At 71.0% G+C, this 22492-nt stretch carries 25 protein-coding genes; 9 read left to right on the forward strand and 16 right to left on the reverse strand.

All coding sequences use genetic code 11. The features are described 5' to 3' along the window. Nucleotides 1–10: 10 nt before the first annotated feature. The 5 genes from QNO11_RS12230 to QNO11_RS12250 all read right to left on the reverse strand — a co-directional run bounded on the left by QNO11_RS12230 (nt 11) and on the right by QNO11_RS12250 (nt 3815). Nucleotides 11–607 (reverse strand): GNAT family N-acetyltransferase, encoded by a 597-nt coding sequence (locus QNO11_RS12230; RefSeq protein WP_257508007.1) that lies wholly within the window; start codon nt 605–607, stop codon nt 11–13. Continuing rightward, a complete protein-coding gene (locus QNO11_RS12235; RefSeq protein ID WP_257508006.1) occupies nt 604–1743 on the reverse strand; it encodes a sulfate/molybdate ABC transporter ATP-binding protein in 1140 nt (379 codons plus the stop codon). The genes QNO11_RS12230 and QNO11_RS12235 overlap by 4 nt, the downstream gene beginning before the upstream one ends. Next, entirely contained in the window at nt 1740–2531 is a 792-nt protein-coding gene (locus tag QNO11_RS12240) for an ABC transporter permease (RefSeq protein WP_257508732.1), read from the reverse strand. Before QNO11_RS12240 ends, QNO11_RS12235 begins: the two co-directional genes overlap by 4 nt. A gap of 65 nt (nt 2532–2596) precedes the next feature. Further along, nucleotides 2597–3421, reverse strand: a complete 825-nt coding sequence (gene modA, locus QNO11_RS12245; protein WP_257508005.1) for a molybdate ABC transporter substrate-binding protein — start codon at nt 3419–3421, stop codon at nt 2597–2599. A gap of 1 nt (nt 3422) precedes the next feature. Next, on the reverse strand, nt 3423–3815 hold the full coding sequence (locus QNO11_RS12250) for a TOBE domain-containing protein (RefSeq protein ID WP_257508004.1): 393 nt from the start codon (nt 3813–3815) through the stop codon (nt 3423–3425). Nucleotides 3816–3991: 176 nt separating this feature from the next. On the opposite strand from QNO11_RS12250, the gene QNO11_RS12255 reads away from it, so the two are divergent. The 6 genes from QNO11_RS12255 to QNO11_RS12280 are packed head-to-tail and all read left to right on the forward strand — an operon-like array spanning nt 3992 to nt 7955. Next, nucleotides 3992–5098: a ThiF family adenylyltransferase gene (locus tag QNO11_RS12255; protein WP_257508003.1), complete on the forward strand. Its 1107-nt coding sequence runs from the start codon at nt 3992–3994 to the stop codon at nt 5096–5098. Then, nucleotides 5095–6339 (forward strand): molybdopterin molybdotransferase MoeA, encoded by a 1245-nt coding sequence (locus tag QNO11_RS12260; RefSeq protein ID WP_257508002.1) that lies wholly within the window; start codon nt 5095–5097, stop codon nt 6337–6339. The genes QNO11_RS12255 and QNO11_RS12260 overlap by 4 nt, the downstream gene beginning before the upstream one ends. Then, nucleotides 6336–6812 carry a cyclic pyranopterin monophosphate synthase MoaC gene (moaC, locus tag QNO11_RS12265; RefSeq protein WP_257508001.1) on the forward strand — a complete coding sequence of 159 codons (477 nt, stop codon included), beginning with the start codon at nt 6336–6338 and terminating at the stop codon, nt 6810–6812. The genes QNO11_RS12260 and moaC overlap by 4 nt, the downstream gene beginning before the upstream one ends. Beyond that, complete coding sequence (mobA, locus tag QNO11_RS12270; RefSeq protein ID WP_257508000.1) at nt 6809–7450, forward strand: molybdenum cofactor guanylyltransferase; 642 nt, start codon at nt 6809–6811, stop codon at nt 7448–7450. Before moaC ends, mobA begins: the two co-directional genes overlap by 4 nt. Next, nucleotides 7447–7722 (forward strand): DUF6457 domain-containing protein, encoded by a 276-nt coding sequence (locus tag QNO11_RS12275; RefSeq protein WP_257507999.1) that lies wholly within the window; start codon nt 7447–7449, stop codon nt 7720–7722. The genes mobA and QNO11_RS12275 overlap by 4 nt, the downstream gene beginning before the upstream one ends. Further along, nucleotides 7722–7955: a MoaD/ThiS family protein gene (locus QNO11_RS12280; RefSeq protein ID WP_257507998.1), complete on the forward strand. Its 234-nt coding sequence runs from the start codon at nt 7722–7724 to the stop codon at nt 7953–7955. Before QNO11_RS12275 ends, QNO11_RS12280 begins: the two co-directional genes overlap by 1 nt. Nucleotides 7956–7972: 17 nt before the next feature. Here QNO11_RS12280 and QNO11_RS12285 read toward each other — a convergent pair whose 3' ends face one another. From QNO11_RS12285 to QNO11_RS12310, 6 genes are all read right to left on the reverse strand, one after another. Beyond that, a complete protein-coding gene (locus tag QNO11_RS12285; protein WP_257507997.1) occupies nt 7973–8401 on the reverse strand; it encodes a molybdenum cofactor biosynthesis protein MoaE in 429 nt (142 codons plus the stop codon). Beyond that, on the reverse strand, nt 8398–8877 hold the full coding sequence (locus QNO11_RS12290; RefSeq protein ID WP_257507996.1) for a MogA/MoaB family molybdenum cofactor biosynthesis protein: 480 nt from the start codon (nt 8875–8877) through the stop codon (nt 8398–8400). The genes QNO11_RS12285 and QNO11_RS12290 overlap by 4 nt, the downstream gene beginning before the upstream one ends. A gap of 175 nt (nt 8878–9052) precedes the next feature. Next, nucleotides 9053–10618: an SDR family oxidoreductase gene (locus QNO11_RS12295; RefSeq protein ID WP_257507995.1), complete on the reverse strand. Its 1566-nt coding sequence runs from the start codon at nt 10616–10618 to the stop codon at nt 9053–9055. A 76-nt stretch (nt 10619–10694) separates the two neighbouring features. Then, a complete protein-coding gene (locus QNO11_RS12300; RefSeq protein WP_257507994.1) occupies nt 10695–13004 on the reverse strand; it encodes an FdhF/YdeP family oxidoreductase in 2310 nt (769 codons plus the stop codon). Between the two features lie 144 nt (nt 13005–13148). Then, nucleotides 13149–13805 carry a phosphatase PAP2 family protein gene (locus tag QNO11_RS12305; protein ID WP_257507993.1) on the reverse strand — a complete coding sequence of 219 codons (657 nt, stop codon included), beginning with the start codon at nt 13803–13805 and terminating at the stop codon, nt 13149–13151. Between the two features lie 64 nt (nt 13806–13869). Beyond that, nucleotides 13870–15213, reverse strand: coding sequence for a multidrug effflux MFS transporter (locus tag QNO11_RS12310; protein ID WP_374113796.1), 1344 nt, complete (start codon nt 15211–15213; stop codon nt 13870–13872). A gap of 145 nt (nt 15214–15358) precedes the next feature. On the opposite strand from QNO11_RS12310, the gene QNO11_RS12315 reads away from it, so the two are divergent. Together QNO11_RS12315 and QNO11_RS12320 are read left to right on the forward strand one after the other, a co-directional pair. Beyond that, nucleotides 15359–16078, forward strand: a complete 720-nt coding sequence (locus QNO11_RS12315) for a thioredoxin-like domain-containing protein (RefSeq protein WP_257507992.1) — start codon at nt 15359–15361, stop codon at nt 16076–16078. Then, the gene (locus tag QNO11_RS12320; protein WP_257507991.1) at nt 16075–16734 is read left to right on the forward strand and encodes a DUF305 domain-containing protein; all 660 of its coding nucleotides are present in this window, start codon (nt 16075–16077) and stop codon (nt 16732–16734) included. Before QNO11_RS12315 ends, QNO11_RS12320 begins: the two co-directional genes overlap by 4 nt. 106 nt (nt 16735–16840) lie before the next feature. Here QNO11_RS12320 and QNO11_RS12325 read toward each other — a convergent pair whose 3' ends face one another. The 5 genes from QNO11_RS12325 to rplJ form a co-directional block, all read right to left on the reverse strand. After that, nucleotides 16841–17821, reverse strand: a complete 981-nt coding sequence (locus tag QNO11_RS12325) for a carbohydrate ABC transporter permease (protein ID WP_257507990.1) — start codon at nt 17819–17821, stop codon at nt 16841–16843. Continuing rightward, entirely contained in the window at nt 17818–18786 is a 969-nt protein-coding gene (locus QNO11_RS12330) for a carbohydrate ABC transporter permease (RefSeq protein ID WP_257507989.1), read from the reverse strand. Before QNO11_RS12330 ends, QNO11_RS12325 begins: the two co-directional genes overlap by 4 nt. 83 nt (nt 18787–18869) lie before the next feature. Next, nucleotides 18870–20216 (reverse strand): ABC transporter substrate-binding protein, encoded by a 1347-nt coding sequence (locus QNO11_RS12335; RefSeq protein WP_257507988.1) that lies wholly within the window; start codon nt 20214–20216, stop codon nt 18870–18872. A 206-nt stretch (nt 20217–20422) separates the two neighbouring features. Continuing rightward, complete coding sequence (gene rplL / locus QNO11_RS12340; protein WP_257507987.1) at nt 20423–20800, reverse strand: 50S ribosomal protein L7/L12; 378 nt, start codon at nt 20798–20800, stop codon at nt 20423–20425. Between the two features lie 50 nt (nt 20801–20850). Beyond that, complete coding sequence (rplJ, locus tag QNO11_RS12345; RefSeq protein WP_257507986.1) at nt 20851–21339, reverse strand: 50S ribosomal protein L10; 489 nt, start codon at nt 21337–21339, stop codon at nt 20851–20853. Nucleotides 21340–21638: 299 nt separating this feature from the next. Here rplJ and QNO11_RS12350 point away from each other — a divergent pair, with 299 nt between their 5' ends. Next, entirely contained in the window at nt 21639–22289 is a 651-nt protein-coding gene (locus QNO11_RS12350) for a YqaJ viral recombinase family protein (RefSeq protein WP_257507985.1), read from the forward strand. Nucleotides 22290–22492: the final 203 nt, after the last annotated feature.

Below are 22492 nucleotides of genomic sequence, written 5' to 3' on the forward strand. Positions count from 1 at the left end.
ACGTCAAGCGTCAGAGGTCGCGGGCGAAGGCCTGCACACCGTCGTGCGAGGGCACCCGCTCGAACCCGAGACGGTCGTAGAACGCCAGCGCGCCGGCATTGTCCTCCGATGCGACCAGGTGCAACCCGGTGACGCCCCGCGCACGCAGCGCCTCGACGAGCGTGTCGATGAGCCGGCGCCCCCAGCCCTGCCCCTGCAGTTCGGGCAGCAGGTCGATGTGCAGGTGCGCCGGATGCGTGTCGCCGTAGGGCTCCGCGCCGGGGCCGCGACCGTACGCGTAGATCAGCGTGCCGTCCTGCCTGCTGCGCTCGATGTCGGGCTTCGGCCAGCGCTGCGCGAAGCGCGGCCACCACTCGGTCGCGAACCACTCCTCGAAAGCCCGGGTATCGGGCACTCCCACGACATAGCCGGCCACGCGGCCGTCGTCGGTCTCCACGACGAACGCGAGGTCCGGATGCCGGGCCACATACGGCAGCACGAACACCTCGGCCCAGAGGTCGTCGTCGGCGAAGACGCCGGTGGCATCCGTGCCCGCATCCGCCGTCAGCAGGCACACGCGGGCGACGTCGGTTTCGTCGCCGGGGCGGTAGGGACGGATGTGAGTCATCCCGCCATCCTGGCAGCATCGGCGTCGACACCGACGATGCGGACGTCGGATGCCGCGACGCGCAGCCGCACCGGTCGCCCGGGAGCCAGCCCCAAGGCGGCGACGTCGTCCACCGAGACGTCGGCGGCCACCGCAGGCTCGGCGGTGTGCACGCGCACGCCGGCTGGTGTCTGCTCCAGGCGGACGACCCGTGCGAGCCACTGTCCGTCGACCGGCCTCGTTGTCTCCGCAGCGCGGAGGGCGCCGGTCCAGGTCGGATCGGCGACGGCGTCGACGGCTACCGCACCGGGGCGGAACAGAGCGGCCGCGGGGCCGTCGGTTGGCGCGCGGCCGATGGGTGTTCTCGCGCCGACGACGCCGGCCGGCAGTCGCAACCCGCCCGCCGACCAGGCGCCATCACGGGTCTCCCCGAGCACCCGGTTGAGGCCCGCGATCGCCGCACCGAACCCGGTGGTCGGCGCATGCAGCACCTCGCGCACCGGCCCCTGCTGAGTCACCCGCCCGTCCTCGAGCAGCACCAGCTGCTGGGCGGCGGCCGCGGCATCCACCGCGTCATGCGTCACGAGCACCGTGGTGGTGTGCACCGCGGCGAGCTGCTCGGCGAGCATGGTGCGGATGCCGGCGGCGGTCTCGGGGTCCAGCGCCGTCAGGGGCTCGTCCAGCAGCAGCACGTCGGGGGCCGCCGCGAGCGCGCGCGCCAGGGCGACCCGCTGCTGCTGGCCGCCGGACAGTTCCCGCGGCGCGTGGTCGCCTGCACCGGGCAGGCCCACCCGCCACAGCCACTCGTCCGCCTCCGCTGCGGCCTGCCCGCGCGGAACACCCCGGGCACGCAACCCGAAGGCGACGTTGTCGCGGGCGCTCAGGTGCGGGAACAGCCGTGGGTCTTGCCCGAGCAGCACGATGCCGCGCCGGTGCGGGGCCACGTGCACGCCGTGGCCGGACACCTCGCGGTCGCCGACCCGGATCGTGCCCGCCGAGGGCCGCACGAAACCGGCGAGCGCATCCAGCAGCGTGGATTTGCCGGCGCCGCTGGGCCCCATCACGGCGACCGTCTGCCCCGGCGCCGCCTCGATCGCCGCCTGCAGCCGGAAACCACGGCGGACCACGTCGATGTCGATGTGCAGGGCCGTGCTCACCGCAGAGCTCCCGGTCGCCAGGCGCGCACCAGCAGCAGCACCGTGACGGCGGTCACCAGCAGCAGCAGTGACAGCGCCACCGCCGTGCCCTGCGAGACTCCGGCACCGTTGAACGCGGTGTAGATGGCCAGCGGCATCGTCTGGGTGACGCCCGGAGCGTTGCCGGCGAACAGCGCGGTCGCCCCGAACTCCCCCACGGCGCGCGCGAAGCACAGGATGGTCCCGGCGACCAGGCCCGGCGCGGCCAGCGGCAGCGTCACCCGCCACAGCGTCGTCCAGTGTCCGGCACCGAGCCCGGCGGCGGTCTGTTCGTAGCCCACGCCGGTGGAGCGGAGCGTCCCCTCCAGCGCCAGCACCAGGAACGGCAGCGCGACGAAGGTCTGCGCCAGCACGACCGCGGTCGTGGTGAACGGAATCTGCACGCCCCACTGTGCTAGCGCCTGCCCCAGCCAGCCGTTGCGCCCGAACAGGAACAGCAGCGCGACACCGCCGACCATCGGCGGCAGCACGAGGGGCACCGTCACCAGCGCCCGCAGCACCGCGGCGGTGCGTGCGCCGGCGCGGGCGATCACGAGAGCCAGCGGCACGCCCAGCACGAGGCACACCGCGGTGGCCGCGAGCCCCGTCCGCAGCGACAGTCCCAGTGCCGCGAGTGCCGCCGGCGCGGTGACATCCGCCCACAGCGTCGACCATTCCACCCGCCCGATGAGCGCCGCCAGCGGCACCACCAGCAGCGCGAGGCCGACGACCGCGGGGATCGCGAGCACCGGCGGCATGAACCCACGCATGGCGCGGGCGGGCCGGACCCGGCGGGTGGTGCCTGCCGGCCGGGTGCTGCGGGCAGTCGGCCCGCTCACGGCGCCCCGAACCCGAGGCCGGCGAGCACGCCCTGCCCGTCGGGGCTGCGGACGAACGCGACGAACGCCGCGGCCGCGCGGGGGTTGGCGGATTCGGCGAGCGCGACGATCGGGTAGCGGTTCACGATGTCGGCGGCACCGGCGACGGGGATCGTGTCGACCGCGGCGCGCGCGGCATCCGTCACATACACCAGCCCCGCGTCGGCCTCGCCGGTCGCGACCTTCGTCAGCACGGCGGTGACGTTCTGCTCGTGGCTGTCGATGCTCGCCGTCACGCCCGCCGCGTCGAGCAGGGCTCCGGATGCCGCACCGCACGGCACCGCGGCGGCGCAGGCGACGACGATGAGGTCGGGGTCGGCGAGGTCGGCGAGGTCCTGCACGCCGCCGGGGTTGCCGGGCGGGACAACCAGGGCGAGGGTGTTGGTGGCGAACGCGGCGGGGTCGGTGGCCAGACCGGCATCCACCACCGTCTGCATCGTGGCCTGATCGGCGGCGGCGAACACGTCGACGGCGGCACCCTCGACGATCTGCGTCGCGAGGGTGGGAGAGCCGTCATAGGCGATGGGGAGCACCTCCAGTGACGGATGCCGCGCCTCGAACGCCGTCGCGAGGTCGTCGAACGCGGCCTGCAGCGACGCCGCGGCGGCGATGGACAGTTCGCCGGTCAGTTCCGGGCCGGGGTCGGCCGCGGGCGCGGCGGGAGCGTTCGGGTCTTCGTCGGGGCCGGCGGCGGTGCCGGGGGCGGTCGCGCTGGCGGCGCAGCCGGCCCCCGTCAGCGCGATGGCCGCGAGCGCGGCGGCGACGGCGTGACGCGCGCGCACGTCAGGCCTTCGGGGTTTCGACGATGACGTTGGTGGCCTTCACGACCGCGACGGCGAGGGAGCCGGGTTCCAACGCCAGTTCGCGCACGGCCTCGGCCGACAGCAGCGACACGACGCGGTGGGGCCCGGCCTGGATGTCGACCTGCGCCATGACGCCGTCGATCTGCACGCGCGTGACGAGTCCGACGAACCGGTTGCGGGCACTGGAGAGCACGTCGGTGGGGTCGGCCGTGCTGCGCGCGAGTTCGGTCGCGTGCGCGGCGAGCGCATCGCCGGGGATGCGCGCCGGGCTCTCCCCGGTCGTCGGCAAGGTGCCCTGGTCGACGAGGCGGCGCACGGTGTCGTCGCTGACGCCGAGCAGGCGCGCGGCCTCGGAAATGCGGAAGCTGTCCACGCCCCGACGCTAGCACCGCAGCCGCGGAGGTTCGAGCCCGATTTTCCCGCACCCGCGGCACCCGTCGTCCCCTCCCCGGCGCCCCTGCTCCCCTGTCACAAACGGGCGCTCCCGGCGACCATTCGTGACAGGGGCGCGCCACGCGGGCGCGGATGCCGCGGGCGTACGCTGGCTGCATGCCGCTGCCGCCATTGGTCGAGCCCGTCGCCGCGCTCTCGGACGCCGAGACCGCGCGCACGGCACGGCACCGCACGCTCGCCGGGCTCGGGGACATCGGCCAGCGTCGCCTCGCCGCCGCGCACGTCGCCGTCGTCGGTGCGGGAGGGCTCGGTTCCCCCGTCGTCCTCGCGCTCGCCGGTGCCGGCATCGGCTCGATCACGGTCATCGACGACGACGAGGTCGAGCACTCCAACCTGCACCGGCAGGTCATGCACCGCCACGCCGACGTCGGCTCCCCGAAGGTCGACTCGGCCACCCGCGTCACCGCCGACCTCTCCCCCGAGACGGTCGTGCACGCGGTGCGCGAGCGCCTCACCCCCGACAACGCCGACCGGCTGCTGGCCGGCGCCCACGTCGTGATCGACGGCACCGACACGTTCGAGACCCGTTCCGCCGTCGCCGACGCCTGCGAACGGCTCGGGACGCCGCTGGTGTGGGGCGTGCTGCAGGAGTTCCACGCGCAGGTCACGGTCTTCTGGTCCACCCCGCCCGCGGGCCACCCGGCGGTGCGGCTGGCTGACCTGTACCCGCCCGACAGCGTCGGCGAGGTCCCCACCTGCGCACAGGTCGGCGTGCTCGGGGCGCTGTGCCTCCAGGTGGGCGGCATCATGGCGATCGAAGCACTCAAGCTCCTCGCCGGCATCGGCGAGCCGCTGCTGGGCCGCGTCCTCGTGATCGACGCCCTCCGCTCCCGCCAGCTCGAGGTGCCGCTGCGGCCCACGACCGCCACCGAAACCCCCACGACCAAGACCCCCAGCGCCGTCCCCATGCTCACGGCCGAGCAGACCCGTGCGGCGCAGGATGCCGGGGCGACGCTGCTCGACGTGCGCGAACCGTTCGAGACGGCCACCGGCGTGATCCCCGGCTCCCTCCTCATCCCGCTGGACGCCCTCCTCGCCAACCCCGCGCACGCGCTCCCCGACCCCACGGCGCGCGTCATCGTCGTGTGCGCCGTCGGCTTCCGCGCACAGCGCGCGGCCGCCGCCCTGCGCCTGGCCGGGATCGACGCGTCGGTACTCGCGGGCGGCCTGGCCGAGTGGCGCTTCGAGACGGTCCCCGCGTGAGCGAACTGCAGTCGGTCGAGCAGCACCTCGCCGGCATCCTGACCGTCACACCGCTGCTCGAGAACGAACATAGCGACCTCACCGATGCCGCCGGCCGCACCCTGCGGCATCCGGTGCGCGCCGCCGTGGACATCCCGGTGTTCGACAACTCCGCGATGGACGGGTTCGCGGTGCGCTTCGCCGATGTCGCGGATGCCGCGCCCGACCGCGCCGTCACCCTGCGAGTCGTCGCCGATCTGCCCGCCGGCACTCCCGACGACCCGCCGCTGGCCGCCGGTGAGGCCGCACGCATCATGACCGGCGCCCCGGTGCCGACCGACGCCGACACGATCGTGCCGTTCGAGGACACCGCGGGCGGCCTCGCCGACTCCCTCGGCTCCGTGACCGTCACCCACGCGCCCCGCGCACCGGGGGCGCACCTGCGCCGCGCCGGCGGAGACGCCCGCCGCGGCGACGAGGTGCTGCCCGCCGGGATCGTCCTGGGTGCCCTGCAGGTGTCAGCGGCCGCCGCCGCCGGCGTCGCCACCGTGGTCGTCTCACGCCGCCCGCGGGTCGCGGTCGTCTCGACAGGATCCGAGCTGGTGGCACCGGGGCAGCCGCTGCGCCGCGGACAGATCCCGGAGTCCAACAGCCTGCTCCTGGCCGCCCTCGCCGCCGAGGCGGGGGCCATGGTCGTCGCGCGCACCAGCGTCGACGACGACGGCGAGGACTTCCGCCGCGTGCTCGACCGCGTGACCCGCGGCCCCGACGCCGCCGACGTCGTGGTCTTCTCCGGCGGCGTGAGCGCGGGCGCCTACGAAGTGGTCAAGAACGAACTCGCCGGCACGATGACCTTCACCAAGGTCGCGATGCAGCCGGGAAAACCGCAGGGATTCGGGCGGATGCCGCACGGCCCGCTGCTGTTCGGCCTGCCGGGCAACCCGGTCAGCTCCGCGGTGTCGTTCGAGATGTTCGTCCGCCCCGCCCTGCTCGCCCTGCAGGGCCGCACCGACCGGCACCGGCCGCTCTTGCGCCTGCCGGCGGCGGTGGGCTGGCGCACCCCGCAGGGGCGCCGACAGTACCTGCCCGCCGTGATCGACCGCACCGACCCCGCCCGCTGGACCGTTCGCCCGGCGACCGCCGGGGGCTCCGGCTCGCACCTGGCCGGCGGACTCGGCCGCGCCGAGGCCTACGCGATCGTGGCAGCCGCGGTCGACGCGGTCGCCCCCGGCGACCCCGTGGATGTCATGCTGGTGTCATGAGCTTCACGCACCTGGATGCCACCGGTCACGCCCGCATGGTGGACGTCACCGCGAAGCAGCCCACCGTGCGCGCCGCGACCGCGCGCGGGTTCGTACGTTGTGCACCGGAGGTCGTCGCCGCACTCCGCGACGGGTCGGTCCCGAAGGGCGACGTGCTCGCAGTCGCGCGCATCGCCGGCATCCAAGCGGCCAAGCAGACCCCGGCGCTCCTCCCCCTCGCCCACGTCATCGGCGTGCACGGCGCGACGGTGGATCTCGCGATCGTCGACGACGGCGTCGAGATCGAAGCCACCGTGCGCACCGCCGACCGCACCGGTGTGGAGATGGAGGCGCTGACCGCCGTGTCCGTCGCCGCACTCGCCGTCGTGGACATGGTGAAGGGCATGGACAAGTCCTCCTCAATCGAGCACGTCCGCATCACCGCGAAGGAAGGCGGGCGCTCGGGCACCTGGACGCGCCCAGGCGAGCCGTGAGCACCCTCGCCGCGATCCTGCTGGCCGGCGGCCGCGCGACCCGCGTGGACGGCGCGGCCAAGCCACTGTTCGACGTGGGCGGGCGCACCCTGCTGCGCCACTCCGTCGAGGCCGCCGCTGCCGTCGGTGCCACGCCGATCACGATCGTGGGTCCGCAACCGGATGCCGCCATGCACCCCGAGGTCGCGATCGCCGCGGCAGCCATCCCCGCCCAGGTCACCTGGGTACGGGAAGACCCGCCGTTCGGCGGCCCGGCCGCGGGCATCGCCGCGGCTCTGGCGTCGTGGGATGCCGACCCGGAGTGGACCCTCGTGCTCGCGTGCGACCTACCGGGTGCCGGGGCCGCCGCCGCCCGCCTCATCCGGGACATGGTGCTGCTTCCCACCGACACCGAGGGCCTGTGCCTGGCCGACGCCACGTCGCGGCCGCAGTGGCTGACCGGGGTGTACCGCACCGCCGCGCTGCGCCGTGGCGCAGCGGCGCTGCCGGCACGGGGCCACGGGGCATCCATGCGGGAGCTGCTCGACGACCTCGCCATCGCGACCGTCGTCGCTCCCCCCGCCGAGACCGCCGACGTGGACACGTGGGAGGATCTGACCGAAGCCCGGCGCCGGTTCACCCAGGAGGACTCCCCATGAGCGATCGCACCCTCCCACCCGAGGCCCTGGACGCGTGGGCGCTTGCCCTGCGCGAACGCTTCGCCCTGAGCCCCGAAGACGTGCCGATCGCGCTGATCCTCGACCTCGCCCGCGATGTCGCGACCGGCGTCGCGCGCCCTGCCGCGCCGTTCAGCGCCTTCGTCGCCGGGCTCGTCGCCGGCCGCGCCGGCGGCACCCCCGACGACGTCCGCGCGGCCGTGGGCGCGATCACCGAGCTCGCCGCGGGCTGGCAGGGCGAGGGCCAGGCCTGATGGCCCGGGTGCGCTATTTCGCCGCCGCCGAGGAGATGGCCGGCCGCGCCGAGGAGCACCGGGACGAACCGACCCTCGGCGACCTGCGGGCCGCTCTGGTATCGGAGCGGCCGGGGCTGGGCGGCATCCTGCCCCGCTGCGCCGTGCTTGTCGGCGGTGCGCGCGTCGACGACGACACCCCGCTGGGGGCCGACGACCTGGTCGACGTGCTGCCGCCGTTCGCCGGCGGGTAGCCGGGGCTTCAGCCGCGTCAGCCGCCGATGCCCTTCCAGGCCGTGGTGCCGTCGGCCTCGACCTGACGCTTCCACACCGGCAGCTCGGTCTTGATCGTCTCGATGAGGGCGCGGCACACCTCGAACGCCTCCGCACGGTGCGGCGAGGCGACGGCGATCACCACCGCGAGGTCGCCGACCTGCAGCCGCCCGATGCGGTGGCTGACGGCGACGATCGCCCGGCCGTCGCCGATCGCGCGGTCGGCGATCGCGTGCAGCGTCGCCTGGGCGTCGGGGTGTGCGGAGTACTCCAGCGCGACCACGGCGGTCGCGGCATCCGGATCGTGGTCGCGCACCCGGCCGATGAACGTCGTGACGGCGCCGGCGGTGTCGTCCTCGACGGCGGCGAGGTGCTCGGCGATATCGAGGGCCTCCCCGCTGATGCGGGCGAGGCGCACGGCGGTCACGGGTGGTCTCCGCCGGCGAGCTGGTCGATGACGTGACCGGCCACCGACACGACGACCGGGATCCCGGCTGACACCCCCGCAGGCGAGCCGGGGAGGTTGACGATCAGCGCGCCACCGGCCACCCCCGACAGTCCGCGGGTGAGCAGACCGGCGGGTTTCTCGGCCGCGCCGCGGCGGCGGAGTTCCTCGGCGATGCCGGGTATCTCACGGTCGAGCACCCGGGCGGTGCCCTCGGGTGTCTGGTCGCGCGGCGAGACTCCGGTGCCCCCGGTGGTGACGATCAGGTGTGCCCCGGCGGCGAGCGCGTCGCGCAGGGCACGCTCGACGCTGTCGCTGCCGTCGGCCACGACCACGGCGTCGTCGCAGGTGAACCCCCCCTCGCGCAGGGCGGCGACGGCGACGGGGCCGCTGCTGTCGGGGCGCAGACCGGCGGCGGACCGGTCGGAGACGGTCACGACGACGGCGGTGTGCGGCATCCCCACAGCCTACGAGCCCCGGCGCCGTCGGAATTCAGGCTGCGCGGCCGATTCCGCCCCGAAAACCGGCCCCGACGTCACCTCAGCCTGAATTCCGACAGCCCGCGCCCGCCCGCGGCGGCAGAATTCAGCCTCAGCGGCCGATTCCGCCCCGAAAACCGGCCCCCGCGCCGCCTCAGGCTGACTTCCGCCGCCCCGCCGCCGGCGCCCCGGCCGCCTCGGCCTCGGCCGTGGCGATGATGCGGTTGGCCATCCCGCGGAACACGAACCCGTGGAACGGCAGCACCGCGAGCCAGTACAGCCGGCCGGCCAGGCCACGCGGGAAGAACACCGCGCGCTGGTCGTACCGCGACCCGCCGTCGGCCGCGGTGGCCCGCAGTTCCAGCCACGCCTGGCCGGGCACCTTCATCTCGGCGCGCAGGCGCAGTACCTGCCCCTCCTCGACCGTCTCCACCCGCCAGAAGTCGATCACGTCGCCCACGGACACCCGGGAGCGGCTGCGCCGGCCGCGGGCGAGCCCCACGCCGCCGGCGACCTTGTCCATCCAGCCGCGCACCGCCCAGAGCACCGGCGTGGAGTACCAGCCGTTCTCACCGCCGATCCCGGCGATCACCGCCCACAGCCGCTCCGGGGCGGCCGAGGTCAGCGCGGTGCGCTCGTCGACGTAGACGGTGCGCCCCGCCCACTCCGGGTCGGAAGGCAACGGGTCCGACGGCGCCCCGAGCACCTCGGCGTCCTGCCAGCTGGTCTCCACGTCGTCGGCCGCCACTCGCCCCAGCGCGAGGGCCACCGCCCGCCGGTACGGCATGAGGCCACCCTCGGGCAGCGGGATGAGGTCGTCGATGGCATGGTCATCCATGACGCACTCGTTCTGCAGCGATGCCACCAGCGGGCGGGCGATCGCCCGCGGAATCGGCGTGACGAGGTTCACCCAGTGCGACGCGAGCCCCGGCGTGAACACCGGCAGCGACGCGATCGCCCGCTGCGGCAGCCCCGCCTCGACGGCGTAGCCGTTCATCATCTGCCCATACCGCAGCACGTCAGGCCCGCCGATGTCGACGGCCAGGTTCACGTCGGCATCCACGCGTGCCGCCGACAGCAGGTAATACAGCACGTCGCGCACGCTGATCGGCTGGATGCGGTTGCGCACCCACCGCGGCGCCGGCATATACGGCAGCACCTCGGTGAGGTGGCGCACCATCTCGAACGACGCCGAGCCCGACCCGATCACCACTCCGGCCTGCAGCACCAGCGTCGGCACGGCCGACCGCAGGAACACCTCCCCCACCGCCACCCGCGAACGCAGGTGCGGCGACAGGTCCCCGCCGGCGGGATGCAGCCCGCCGAGGTACACGAGGCGACGGACGGATGCCGCGGCGGCGGCATCCGCGACCGTCTCCGCCGCCCGCAGATCTGCGGTGTCGAACCCGGGTCCGGCCGCCATCGAATGCACGAGGTAGTAGAGGACGTCGACGCCGCGGACCGCCTCGGCCATGGCTGCCGCGTCGTCGGCGGACCCGGCGACGACCTCGACGTCGCCGCCCCAGGGGAAGGCAGCCAGCCGTGCGGGGTCGCGCGCCAGCACCCGCACCCGGTACCCGGCGCCCCGCAGCCGCGGGACCAGCCGGCCGCCGATGTACCCGGTGCCGCCCAGCACGAGAGCCAGCGGCGCCGACCCGTCGGCCCGCGGCACGGCACGCAGCGCCGGTTCCTGCCCGGTGGGAGCCGTCAATTCGCTCATGCCGCGACGCTACGTCGTGGCATCCGTCCGCGCCTGGTCTTGCGCCGGATGCCTCGGCGTGCACGCCGGACCGGCATCAGGCTGGGCGGCGCTCCAGCCGCACGATGACGGCCTTCGACGTCGGCGTGCCCGAGACGTCGGCCACCGAATCCAGCGGCACCAGCACGTTGGTCTCGGGATAGTACGCCGCGACGTTGCCGCGGGGAGTCTCGTAGCCGACCAGGCGGAACGCCTCGGCGCGGCGCTCCTCGACGCCGGCAGGCCCCGACCACTCCGAGACCAGGTCGACGACGTCGCCGTCGGCAAAGCCCAGCCCGGTGATGTCCTGCGGGTGGATCAACACGACCCGGCGCCCGCCGTGGATGCCGCGGTAGCGGTCGTCCTTGCCGTAAATGGTGGTGTTGTACTGATCGTGCGAGCGGAGGGTCTGCAGCAGCAGGCGCCCCTCAGGGATGTGCGGGTACTCCAGCGGGTTCGCGGTGAACCGCGCCTTGCCGTCGACCGTGGCGAACCGACGCGCGTCGCGTGGACCGTTGGGGAGGAAGAAGGTGCGGCCCTTCTCGATGCGCTGCTCGTAGTCGTCGAACCCGGGGATGGTGCGCTGGATGTGTGCGCGGATGAGCGCGTAGTCCTTCTCCAGCGCCGCCCAGTCCGCCCGCGGGGCGTTGACGGCACCGTCGAAGACCAGGGCGCACAGTCGCGCGACGATCGCGACTTCGCTGAGCAGATCGTCGGCGGGCGGGGTGAGCCGGCCGCGCGAGGCGTGTACGGCTCCCATCGAGTCCTCCACGGTCACCCGCTGCTCCGCGCCGCCGCGGCGATCGCGGTCGGTGCGGCCGAGCGTAGGAAGGATGATGGCGCGGCGCCCGGTGACCACGTGCGACCGGTTGAGCTTGGTCGACACCTGCACCGTGAGATCGAGGTTCGCCATGCCCTGCTCGACCACGGCGGTGTCGGGGGTGGCGCTGACGAAGTTGCCGCCCATCCCGAAGAAGAACCTCGCCCGCCCATCGCGCATCGCCCGGATGGCCTCGACGGTGTCGAACCCGTGCTCGCGCGGCGCCCGGAACCCGAACTCGCCGTCGAGCGCCGCGAGGAACCCCTCGGACGGCTTCTCGTAGATGCCCACCGTGCGGTCGCCCTGCACGTTGGAGTGTCCCCGCACCGGGCACACTCCGGCGCCGGGCCGGCCGATGTTGCCCTGCAGCAGCAGCACGTTCACGACATCACGCAGCGTCGGCACCGAGTGCTTGTGCTGGGTGAGCCCCATCGCCCAGCACACGATCGTGGACTTCGAGGTGCGCACCGCTTCGCCGACGGTGCGCAGCGTCTGCTCGGTCAGGCCGGTGGCCTCCTCGAGGTCGGGCCACCGGGCGTCGGCCAGCTCACGCCGGTAGGCGTCCAGTCCGCTGGTGTGGGCGGCGATGAAGTCGTGGTCCAACACCCCGCCGTCGCGGTCCTCCGCCTCCAGCAGGTGTTTGCCTATCGCCTGGAACAGCGCCTGGTCGCCGCCGAGGCGGATCTGCAGGAACAGGTCGGCCAGCGTCGTGCCGCCGAACGCGATACCGCGCGGGGTCTGCGGATTCTCGAAGCGCACCAGCCCCGCTTCCCGCAGCGGGTTGACGGCGATGATGGTGGCGCCGCGCTGCTTGGCCTTCTCCAGGGCGCTCAGCATGCGGGGGTGGTTGGTGCCGGGGTTCTGGCCGGCCACGATCAGCAGGTCGGCGTCGTGGATGTCCTCGATCGAGACGGTGCCCTTGCCGATGCCGATCGTCTCGTTCAGGGCCGACCCCGACGACTCGTGGCACATGTTCGAGCAGTCGGGAAGGTTGTTGGTCCCGAATCCCCGCACCAGCAGCTGGTAGAGGTACGCCGCCTCGTTGGACGTGCGACCCGAGGTGTAGAAGACCGCCTCGTCGGGGTCGCCCAGGTCACGCAGCGCCGCGGCGATGATCTCGAGCGCCTCGTCCCAGCCGATCGGCCGGTAATGGGTCGCGCCCTCGTCCAGCAGCATCGGGTGCGTGAGCCGGCCCTGCTGACCGAGCCACCAGTCGTCGTGGCCGCGCAGTTCGGCCAGCGAATGCTCGGCGAAGAACTCCGGGCCGACGCGGCGCAGCGTCGCCTCCTCGGCGACGGCCTTCGCGCCGTTCTCGCAGAACTCCGCGGCGTGCCGTTTGTTCTCCTCGGGCCAAGCGCAGCCAGGGCAGTCGAAGCCGTCCTTCTGGTTGATGCGCACCAGGGTCTGCACCGACCGGGCGATGCCCATCTGGTCGTTGGCGACGCGCAGGGAGTTGAGGACCGCGGGAATCCCGACCGCCACCGTCTTGGGCGCGGTGATGCGGATCTGCGACTCGTCGATGTCGTCGGCGGGGGGCTTCGATGCCATGCTCCGATGCTAGGCCGCATCCCGGCCGCCCGGCCAGGACCCCCGGGTTCTGCACAGCCTGCACGGATCGCCGATGCTACGCGATGCGCGCGACAACGCATTCGGCGCCGAGTCGCCAGGCGGCGGCCGGTGCCGAACACCGGATCACGCCGGCAGTGACGCGACCCTGCGGCTCACCCGGTTCTGCTCCGCCCGCAGCTGCACCGCGAACGCCGCCGCCACCACGAGGGCGGCTCCGGCTCCCACGAACGCCCCGCCCAGGGTGTCGCTCAGCCAGTGCGCATGCAGATACGTGCGGCTGAACGCCATCAGCGCCACCCACACCGCCCCGGCCACGGCCACCCACACGCGCGGGAACAGAACCACCGCGACCACCGCGATCGTCGCGGCGTTGGCGGTGTGTCCGGACGGGAACGATCCGTAGTCGCTGATCACGATGATCTCTTCGGGGCGGGCGCGGCCGAACAGATGCTTGAGCACCTGCACCCCGGCGGCGCTGAACACCGACGCGGCGATGAAGAACAGCGCCCCGATGTAGCGGCGCAGCAGCACCAGCACCAGGGCGCCGCCGATCGGTACGACGAACACCCCGACCACTCCCCCGCCGAGCCAGTTCATCGCGTAGGAGAACAGCGTCACCGGCTCCACCGTCCACTGCAGCAGGGTGAGGTTCCACCAGTCGTCGACGATGAACGGCGTGGTCCCCCGCAGCAGAATCCAGCCACCGAGCCCGCACGCGAACGCGATGAGCACGAGGCCGGGTACGAGCAGTCCTGCCACGGGGCGACGAAGGGGATCCATGAGCCCATTGTGCGTGCTCAGTCCGTCACCCGGCATGGGCCTTGCGCGCGATGCGCTGCCGACGCTACGGAGCCAGCCGCGCAACCGTCTTCGGCCGCACCACGAGCCACAGCGACAGCGTCGCGATCACCGCACAGCCGACCATCACCGTGGCCATCGTGGTCGGGGTGATCCCGGCGTCGCCGGCGACCCAGCCCACCACCGGCGAAACCATGCCGGCGACGCCGAAGTTCACCGCGCCGATGAGGGACTGCGCCGTACCCGCCGCCTTGCCATGGCGGTCCAGCGCCAGCACCTGCACACACGGGAAGGTGAACCCACACGCGGTCATGAAGACGAACAGCGGGATCATCACGCCCCACAGCCCCGCGCCCAGCGCGTCGCAGAGGATGATGGCGGATGCTGCAATCACGAGAGTCCCGGTGGAGAACGCCATCACCCACTGCGGCCCGAACCGGGTCGCCAGCCGCGAGGCGCTCTGCACGCCGATGACGACGCCGACGGAGTTGATCGCGAAGAGCAGTCCGTACTGCTGCGCGTCGAAGCCGTAGGTCTGCTGGAACAGGAACGACGACGCCGACAGGTACGAGAACAGGCCGCTGAAGGTCATGCCGCCGATGATGAGCACGCCGATGAAGACCCGGTCGCTCAGCACGCTGCGGTAACGCTGCAGCACCGTGGTCGAGCCCCTCTCGCGCCGGCGGGCAGGCGGGAGCGTCTCGGGCAGGAACAGCAGGGCGCACACGAGCATGACCGCGCCGTAGACGGCGAGGACGATGAAGATGCCGCGCCACGGCATGACGGCCAGCAACCCGGAACCCACGAGCGGGGCCACGACGGGAGCCACGCCTGATACCAGCGCGAGGCGGCTGAGCATGACGACCAGCCGGCGTCCGCCGAACAGGTCGCGCACGATCGCAGCGGCCACGACGCCACCCGCGGCAGCACCGGCACCCATCAGCACGCGCGTCACCGAGAGCAGTTCCAGCGTGGGGGCAAACGCGGCGGCGGTGCTGGCCAGCACGTGCAGTGCGGTCACCACGATGAGCGGGATGCGGCGGCCGACCTTGTCGCTGAGCGGCCCCACCACCAGCTGACCCAGCGCGAAGCCGATCATCGTGCCGGTGAGGGTGAGCTGGATCGCGGCCGCGCTGGTCTGGAAGTCGGCCTCCAGCACCGGGAATGCCGGGAGGTAGAGGTCGATCGTGAAGGGCCCCAGGGCCGTCAGCGCGCCGAGCAGGATGATGTAGAGCACGCGGCGGCGGGTCGACAGCGAGTCGCCCGGATGCACCACGACCGGTGCGGTGATCGGGTTGGCACCGAGCGTGCTGATAGCCCCCGTTGAGGGGCGCGCGGCGTGCGGACCGCGGGATGCAGAGACGGTGGGAACGGGGGCGGTATCGAGCACAGTATCCAGAGCTGTCGCGTTCGGGCGACGTCGAAACGATTCGAGAACCGATCGAGTCTAGCGTCTTCCCAGCCACAGGCCCATGCGCACGAATAGGCTGAACCCACCCACGCGCTTGCGCACCCGCTATCGAGCCGAGATCACAATGACCCCGACGCCCCCGAGCCCCTCCGCCAAGCGCGTGAGCGGCAACCCCGCCACCCAGGCGGGCATCACCCTCACCGTCAAGCAGCAGCGTGAGCAGCAGAAGCAGGAGAAGCTCGCCGAGTATCAGCGGCAGCTCGCCAAGCGCCGCCGCAGCAAGCTGGTCTGGTGGACCGTCGGCGTGGCCGCCACCCTTGCGATCATCGCGCTCATCGCGGCATCCATCATGCTCACGCCGAAGCCGGTCACCTTCGACCGCGGCGACGGTGATGGGTCGTCCATCTCGGGTCTCGAGACGTTCGAGAACACCGCCAACCACGTCGAAGGCGACGTGGCGTACCCGCAGAGCCCGCCCGCCGGCGGCGACCACCACGCCGGCTGGCTCAACTGCGCCGTGTACTCCGAGCCGGTTCCCGAGGAGAACGCGGTGCACTCGATGGAGCACGGCGCGGTGTGGATCACCTACGACCCGGATGCCGTCGACAGTGCAGCCCTGGACGGCCTCAAGGCCAAGCTTCCCTCCAGCTACGTGATCCTCTCCCCCGTGACGGGACTGGACGCCCCGGTCGTGATGAGCGGCTGGAACGCGCAGCTGAAGCTCGACTCGGCCGACGACGAGCGGGTCGAGGAGTTCCTCACCGCGTTCTGGCGCAGCCAGAGCGTGCCCGAACCGAACGCCGCGTGCACCGGCGGGCTGGACGCGCCCGGCAAGCAGTCATGACCGAGGCGCCGCGGCGCCGGTGGATCGCGATCGTCCTGATCGCGGTCGCCGTCGCCGCGGTGGCCTTCGCGATCGGCCGCTTCTCGACCTTCGCCGCATCCGGCCCGGCGCTGCCGACGACGGATTCGGCGGAGGCAGGGTTCGCCCGCGACATGCAGGTGCACCACGCGCAGGCCATCGACATGGCGATGACGATCTACCGCAAGACCGAGGACGAAGACATCCGGGCGCTGTCCTACGACATCGCCACCGGCCAGTCGGCCCAGCGAGGCGAGATGTACGACTGGCTGGTCAAGTGGGGACTTCCGCAGGCGGGCGGCCCGGCGATGGCGTGGATGTCCGAGTCCGAGGCCGGACACGACCACGGCGTCTCGTCGGCGGAGCCGCTGACGGCCGAGCAGGAGCGGGAGGCGATGGGCATGGCATCCGCCGATGAGCTCACCGCCCTCGCCGACGCCGAGGGCACAGCCGCCGACTGCCTGTTCCTGGAGCTGATGATCCGCCACCACGAGGGTGCGATCCCGATGGCCGAAGCCGTGCTCGAGCTGGGCTCCGAACCGCGCACCCTCGCCGTCGCCAAGAGCATGCGCAACGGCCAGCAGTTCGAGATCGACGCGATGACCTCGATGCACCAGCGCCTCTCCTGCCCGGCCTGACCCGCCCCCAAATCCGTGAGACCACAGCTGGTGGCCGAGACAGTGGTTGTTTCCCACGGTCTCGGCCACCAGCTGTGGTTTCAGCGATTCTGGCGCCGGCGCCGCGCTAGCCCTTCGTGGAGCCTGCCAGCAGGCCCCGGACGAAGTACCGCTGCAGGGAGAAGAACACGATCAGCGGGACGATCAGCGAGACGAAGGCGCCCGCGGTCAGCCGCTGCCAGTCCTGGCCACGAGTGCCGACCATCTCCGCCAATCGTTGTGTGAGTGGCGCGACGTCTTGCGTACCGCCGGAGAAGATCAACGCGACGAGCAGGTCGTTCCACACCCACAGGAACTGGAAGATGGCGACGGATGCGATCGCCGGCGTGGCCAGCGGCAGCACCACCCGCAGGAAGATCTGGCTGTGGGACGCGCCGTCCACTCGGGCGGCTTCGATGACTTCGCCTGGTATCTCCGAGATGAAGTTGTGGAGCAGGAAGATCGTCAGCGGCAACGCGAAGATCGTGTGCGCGATCCACAGCGGCAGGTAGTTCTGCGCCGGGATGATCGGGATGACGTCGTGCAGCCACCCCATCCCCGGCTTCAGCCAGATCGAGAACGTCTGCAGCAGCGGGACGAGCGCCATCTGGATCGGCACGATCTGCAACGCGAAGATCAAGATGAAGAGCCAGTTCGAGAACCGGAACCTCATCCAGGCGAATGCGTAGGCGGCCATCGACGCGAACACCAGCGGGAAGATCGTCGCCGGAATCGCGATCGCCAGCGAGTTGACGAAGTATGCGCCCAGCTGCGGGGAGGACCGCGATGGCGACAGCAGCACCTCGCGGTAGTTGTCGAGTGTGAACCCGGGGTTCTGGAAGATCGTCCACCAGCCGGACGAGTCGATGAGTTCGGCCGGGCGGAACGACGAGACCAGCAGACCGAATGTGGGGATCGTCCACAGCACCGCGATGATCAGGGCGGCGACGGTCGCCGTGCGGGACGTGAGGCGGCGCTTTGTGCGGGCGACCTTGGTCGGCTCCAGGACCTCTCGGTAGATATCCCGTCCGTCGTCGGTCGGCAGGTCGACTGGAGCCACGCTGCTCATCGGATCTCCCTCTGCTTGCGAAGCACGTTGACGTTGTAGATGACGATCGGCAGCACGAGGAGAAACAGGACCACTGCCAGGGCCGAGCCACGACCGACCTCACTGGCGCGGAACGCCTGGGTGTACATCTCGTTGGCGACGACGCTCGTGTTGAAATTGCCGCCGGTCATGGTGCGCACGATGTCGAACACCTTCAGGGTGGCGATCGAGATCGTCGTGAGGACGACGACGAGCGAGCCCCGGATGCCGGGGACGGTGACGTTGGTGAACCGCTGGATGGCGTTGGTTCCGTCCAACTGCGCGGCTTCGATCTGCTCGGTCGGGATGCCTTTGATTGCCGCACTCAGCACGACCATCGCAAACCCCGTCTGAATCCAGATCATCACGATGATCAGGAGCACCGTGTTGATCGGATCCGCCTGCATCCACTGCACCGGCTCACCACCGAACGCCACGACCATGGCGTTGAGCAGACCGATCTGTTCGCGGCCCGCCGCCTTGTACTCGTAGACGAACCGCCAGATGATGCCGGCGCCGACGAACGAGATGGCCATCGGCATGAACACGAGCGCTTTGTAATACTTCTCACCGCGGGACTTATCGATCCACACGGCGTAGAGCAGGCCGAGCGCCGTTGCGAAAGTAGGCACCAGCAGCACCCAGATCACGGTGTTGATGAGTGTACGGATCGCCGCGGGCTGAGTGAACATCCACACGAAGTTCGACCAACTGAAGTTGCCCGAGTTGTCGAGGAAGGCAAGCCCGGTCGTGCGGATCGCGGGCCAGATCAGTCCGACCGCGAGCAGCGCGACGGCCGGAAGCAGGAACCACAGCAGCTGCCAGTAGTCGCGGCCACGCTTCGGGGAACGGCTCATCAGGAGGATCAGCAGCCCGACGACCGCCGCGAAGACGACGAGGCCCATCACCACCTGCAGGATTTTTCCGATCAGATCGCCGGTCGTCATGCGCTTGCACCTCTCGTCGTCGAGGGCGGTTCGGGGCGGGAGGCATCACCTCCGGCCCCGGACCTACGGGGATGTGGATCCGCCTACGGCGTCGGCCAACTGGCCTCGACCGCGTCGACGGCCTGCTGCGTGGTGGCGTTGCCGGTGACCCAGGCGACCATCTGCTTCCAGAATGTGTCTGCTCCCACGGCGCCGGGCATGAGGTCGGAACCGTCGAACCGGAACGTGGTGTCGGGGTCCTGCAGGATCTCGATGCCCTGACGCAGCAGGTCGCTGCCGGCATTCTCGGGGTCCAGTCCCTTATTGGCGCTGATCACGCCACCCAGGCTCACTCGGTTGTTCGCCCACAGGTCGCTGGACAGGTAGGTGCGCACCGCCTCGATCTCCTCGGCGTCGCGGAACGCGACCGGGAACTCACCGGCACCGGTGACAGCCTGCCCGGCATCTGCGTCGACCGGCGGGAGCAGGAAGGCGAAGACGTCGCCATCCTCAGCGACTTCGGTGCCCTCAGGCCAGAAGGACGAGTAGAACGTCGCCTGGTGGTGCAGCGAGCACTCGCCGTCGAGGATGGGCAGCCCGGCGTCACGGAAGTTCGTCGCGACGATCGTCGAGACGTCTCCGAAACCGCCGTTGACCATCTCATCGCTCTTGATGATCTCGCCGACGCCGTCCCACGCCTCCACGATCTGCGGGTCGTTGAAGGGGATCTCGTGCGCCACCCACTGGTCGTAGACATCGGGGCCGGACTGGCGCAGCACGTAGTCCTCAACCCAGTCGGTTCCCGGCCAGCCGGTCGCTTCGGCGGATTCGAAACCGGCGCACCACGGCTGGCGGCCGGTGTCCTCGGCGATCTGCTCGGACAGGGTCATGAGCTCGTCGATCGTCGCCGGGGCTTCCCACCCGTTCTCCTCGAACTCGGCCGGCGAGTACCAGACATAGCCCTTGATGCTGGCCATCAGCGGCGCCGCGTAGAACACGTCGTCGACCGTCCCGTACTCCTTCCAGATCGGATCCCACCATTCGTCGGCGTTGGCCTCGACGCTTTCGGATGCCGGGATGAGCCAGCCGCCGTCAGCAAGTCGCGCGACCAGGCCGGGCTGCGGGACGATGCCGATGTCGGGGGCGTTGCCGCCCTCTGCGAGCACCGCGATCTGCGCTTCGAACTCACCGGATCCCTGATAGTCGATCGTGATCCCGGTGCACTCTTCGAAGTCGGCCCATGACTCCACCAGCGCATCGGCCTCCACTTCGAGGATCGTGCCGCCGATGGTGACTTCGGCCCCGTCGAACGTGCCGTACTCCTCGTAATCCGCGCAGTCCGCCGCAGCGCCGCCATCCTGCACATCACCCGTACATCCCGCGAGCGCGAGCGCTGCGACCCCCATACCGGCCAGCGCGATCGTCAGCCGGGTGCGTGTTCGGTTCGACATCTTGCCTCCTCGTCGAGTGTGTCCCCGCCGGGCTCGCACAGCGATGTACGGGAACCGATTCCAGGCTCACGGTACGGGAACGCCCGAGTGCACACAACGACGATTGGTCACAACTGCATAACCCCGACGCGTTGCTGTGAACCTCGCCGAACATGACGAAGGCCCCGGATGCCGAAGCATCCGGGGCCTTCATCGAACAAGCGTGATTACTTGAGGGTAACCGTCGCGCCAGCCTCTTCGAGAGCGGCCTTGGCCTTCTCGGCGGCTTCCTTGGTCGCGCCCTCGAGCACGGCCTTGGGGGCACCATCGACGACGGCCTTGGCCTCGCCGAGGCCCAGCGAGGTGAGCTCGCGGACCGTCTTGATGACCTGGATCTTCTTGTCGCCAGCGGCCTCGAGCACGACGTCGAATGCCGTCTGCTCCTCGACCTCTTCGGCGGCCGCACCAGCAGCGCCGGCAACGGCGACGGGGGCAGCAGCGGTGACGTCGAACTTCTCCTCGAACGCCTTCACGAACTCGCTGAGTTCGACCAGCGTCAGGCCGGCAAACTGCTCGAGCAGCTCCTCAGTGGTGAGCTTCGCCATGATGTATCTCCTAGATAGATGGGGTTTGTGGGAAAGAGTCCGCAGGTCGCTTACGCGGCCTCAGCGGTCTCCAGCTTTTCGCGAAGCGCGTCGACGGTGGCCGCAGCCTTGCCCATCGTCGCCTTCATCATGCCCGCCGCCTTCGCCAGCAGAACCTCACGGCTCTCGAGCGAGGCGTACTTGTTGATCTCCTCGGCGGTGAGGGTGTTGCCCTCGAAAACGCCGCCCTTGATCACGAGAAGCGGGTTGGCCTTGGCGAAGTCACGCAGAGCCTTCGCGGTGGCGACGAAGTCGCCGTGCACGAATGCGACAGCCGACGGACCGTTGAGGTCCTCGTCCAGCGCGGTGATCCCCGCGTTCTTGGCGGCGATCTTGGTCAGCGTGTTCTTCACCACGGCGTACTGCGCGTCCTGACGGATGCTGTTACGCAGCTGCTTGAGCTGGGCAACCGTCAGACCGCGGTACTCGGTCAGCAGGACGGCGTTCGAGTTCTCGAAGTTCTTCGTGAGCTCGGCGACCGATGCATCCTTCTGCGCCATGGTCACTCCTTGGTATGTACGAGGCGCTCCGCAGTGGCGGGGCGCCAGCCTCGGTCCGGTGCTCGGGCAACAAAAAAGCTCCGGCGCAAGCGCACGGAGCTGGATTCCGAAGAATAAGTTCTGTACACCTGCGTGGGCCCCTGCTGTGCAGAGCTTCGATCGTCATGCGCTTGCGCGCACACCGATGACCGACGGTCTTTGGCTTGGCACCGAGTCTACGTGACGTGATCGCACCCGCCAAATCCGCCCGACCGCGTGCCGCACTGCGGGCGTCGCGAGGCGGGGTTAGGGTCGAAGACGTGACCCCCGAACTCTCCGCTCGCATCGTCGCGGATTCCCGCGACAGGGTGGCGTGGGTGCGGGCCCGGTCACGCGGCATCACCGCGACCGACGTGGCATCCCTCACGTCCGAGAAGTCGATCGCCCGGGCTGCCGACGCGAAGCTGATGGGCTCGGGGTTCTCCGGCAACGCCTACACCGATCACGGCCGCCGCCGCGAGCCGGAGATCGCCGCGTGGGTCGCCGCGACCCATGGCATCCAACCCTCGTCTGCGCTGTTTCACGCCGTGGTCGAGAAGCGGCACCTGGCAACGCCCGACGGGGTCGGCCTCGACGCCGGCGGTCGGGTGACGCTCGCGGAGATCAAGACGACCAACAAGCACTGGCGGTCGATCCCGCGGTCGTACATGCGGCAGGTGTGGTGGCAGCAGCACGTGCTCGGCGCCGAGCGCACGCTCGTGGCGTGGGAGCAGCATGTGGACTTCGTGCCGATCGGCGACGAGCCGCGCTGCGCCTGGGTCGACCGGGACGAATACGAGATCGCCAAGCTGGTCAAGCTCGCGACCGCGCTGATCGACGAGCTCTACCACCGCACCACCCAGCGCCGCGCCCTCATCGCTCCCCCCGTCGCCCCGCGCGAACCCTTCCGCGCCCTGGCCCTCGCCGAGTGAGTATTCCCGCCGCCGAGTGAGTATTCGCGGCCTCGAGTGAGTATTCGCGGCGTCGAGTGAGTATTCGCGGCAGCGCCCGCCCCGTGCCTCTTGGTTGATGAACGTCAACAAGTGACCTATAGTTGACCAGTCTCAACTATTGACTCGCATCAACTTTCCGGTCGCCAGTGTCGTCGCGCGGACTCGCACCGACCCGCCAAGGA

It is taken from the genome of Microbacterium sp. zg-B96 (assembly GCF_030246865.1).
GTDB lineage: Bacteria > Actinomycetota > Actinomycetes > Actinomycetales > Microbacteriaceae > Microbacterium.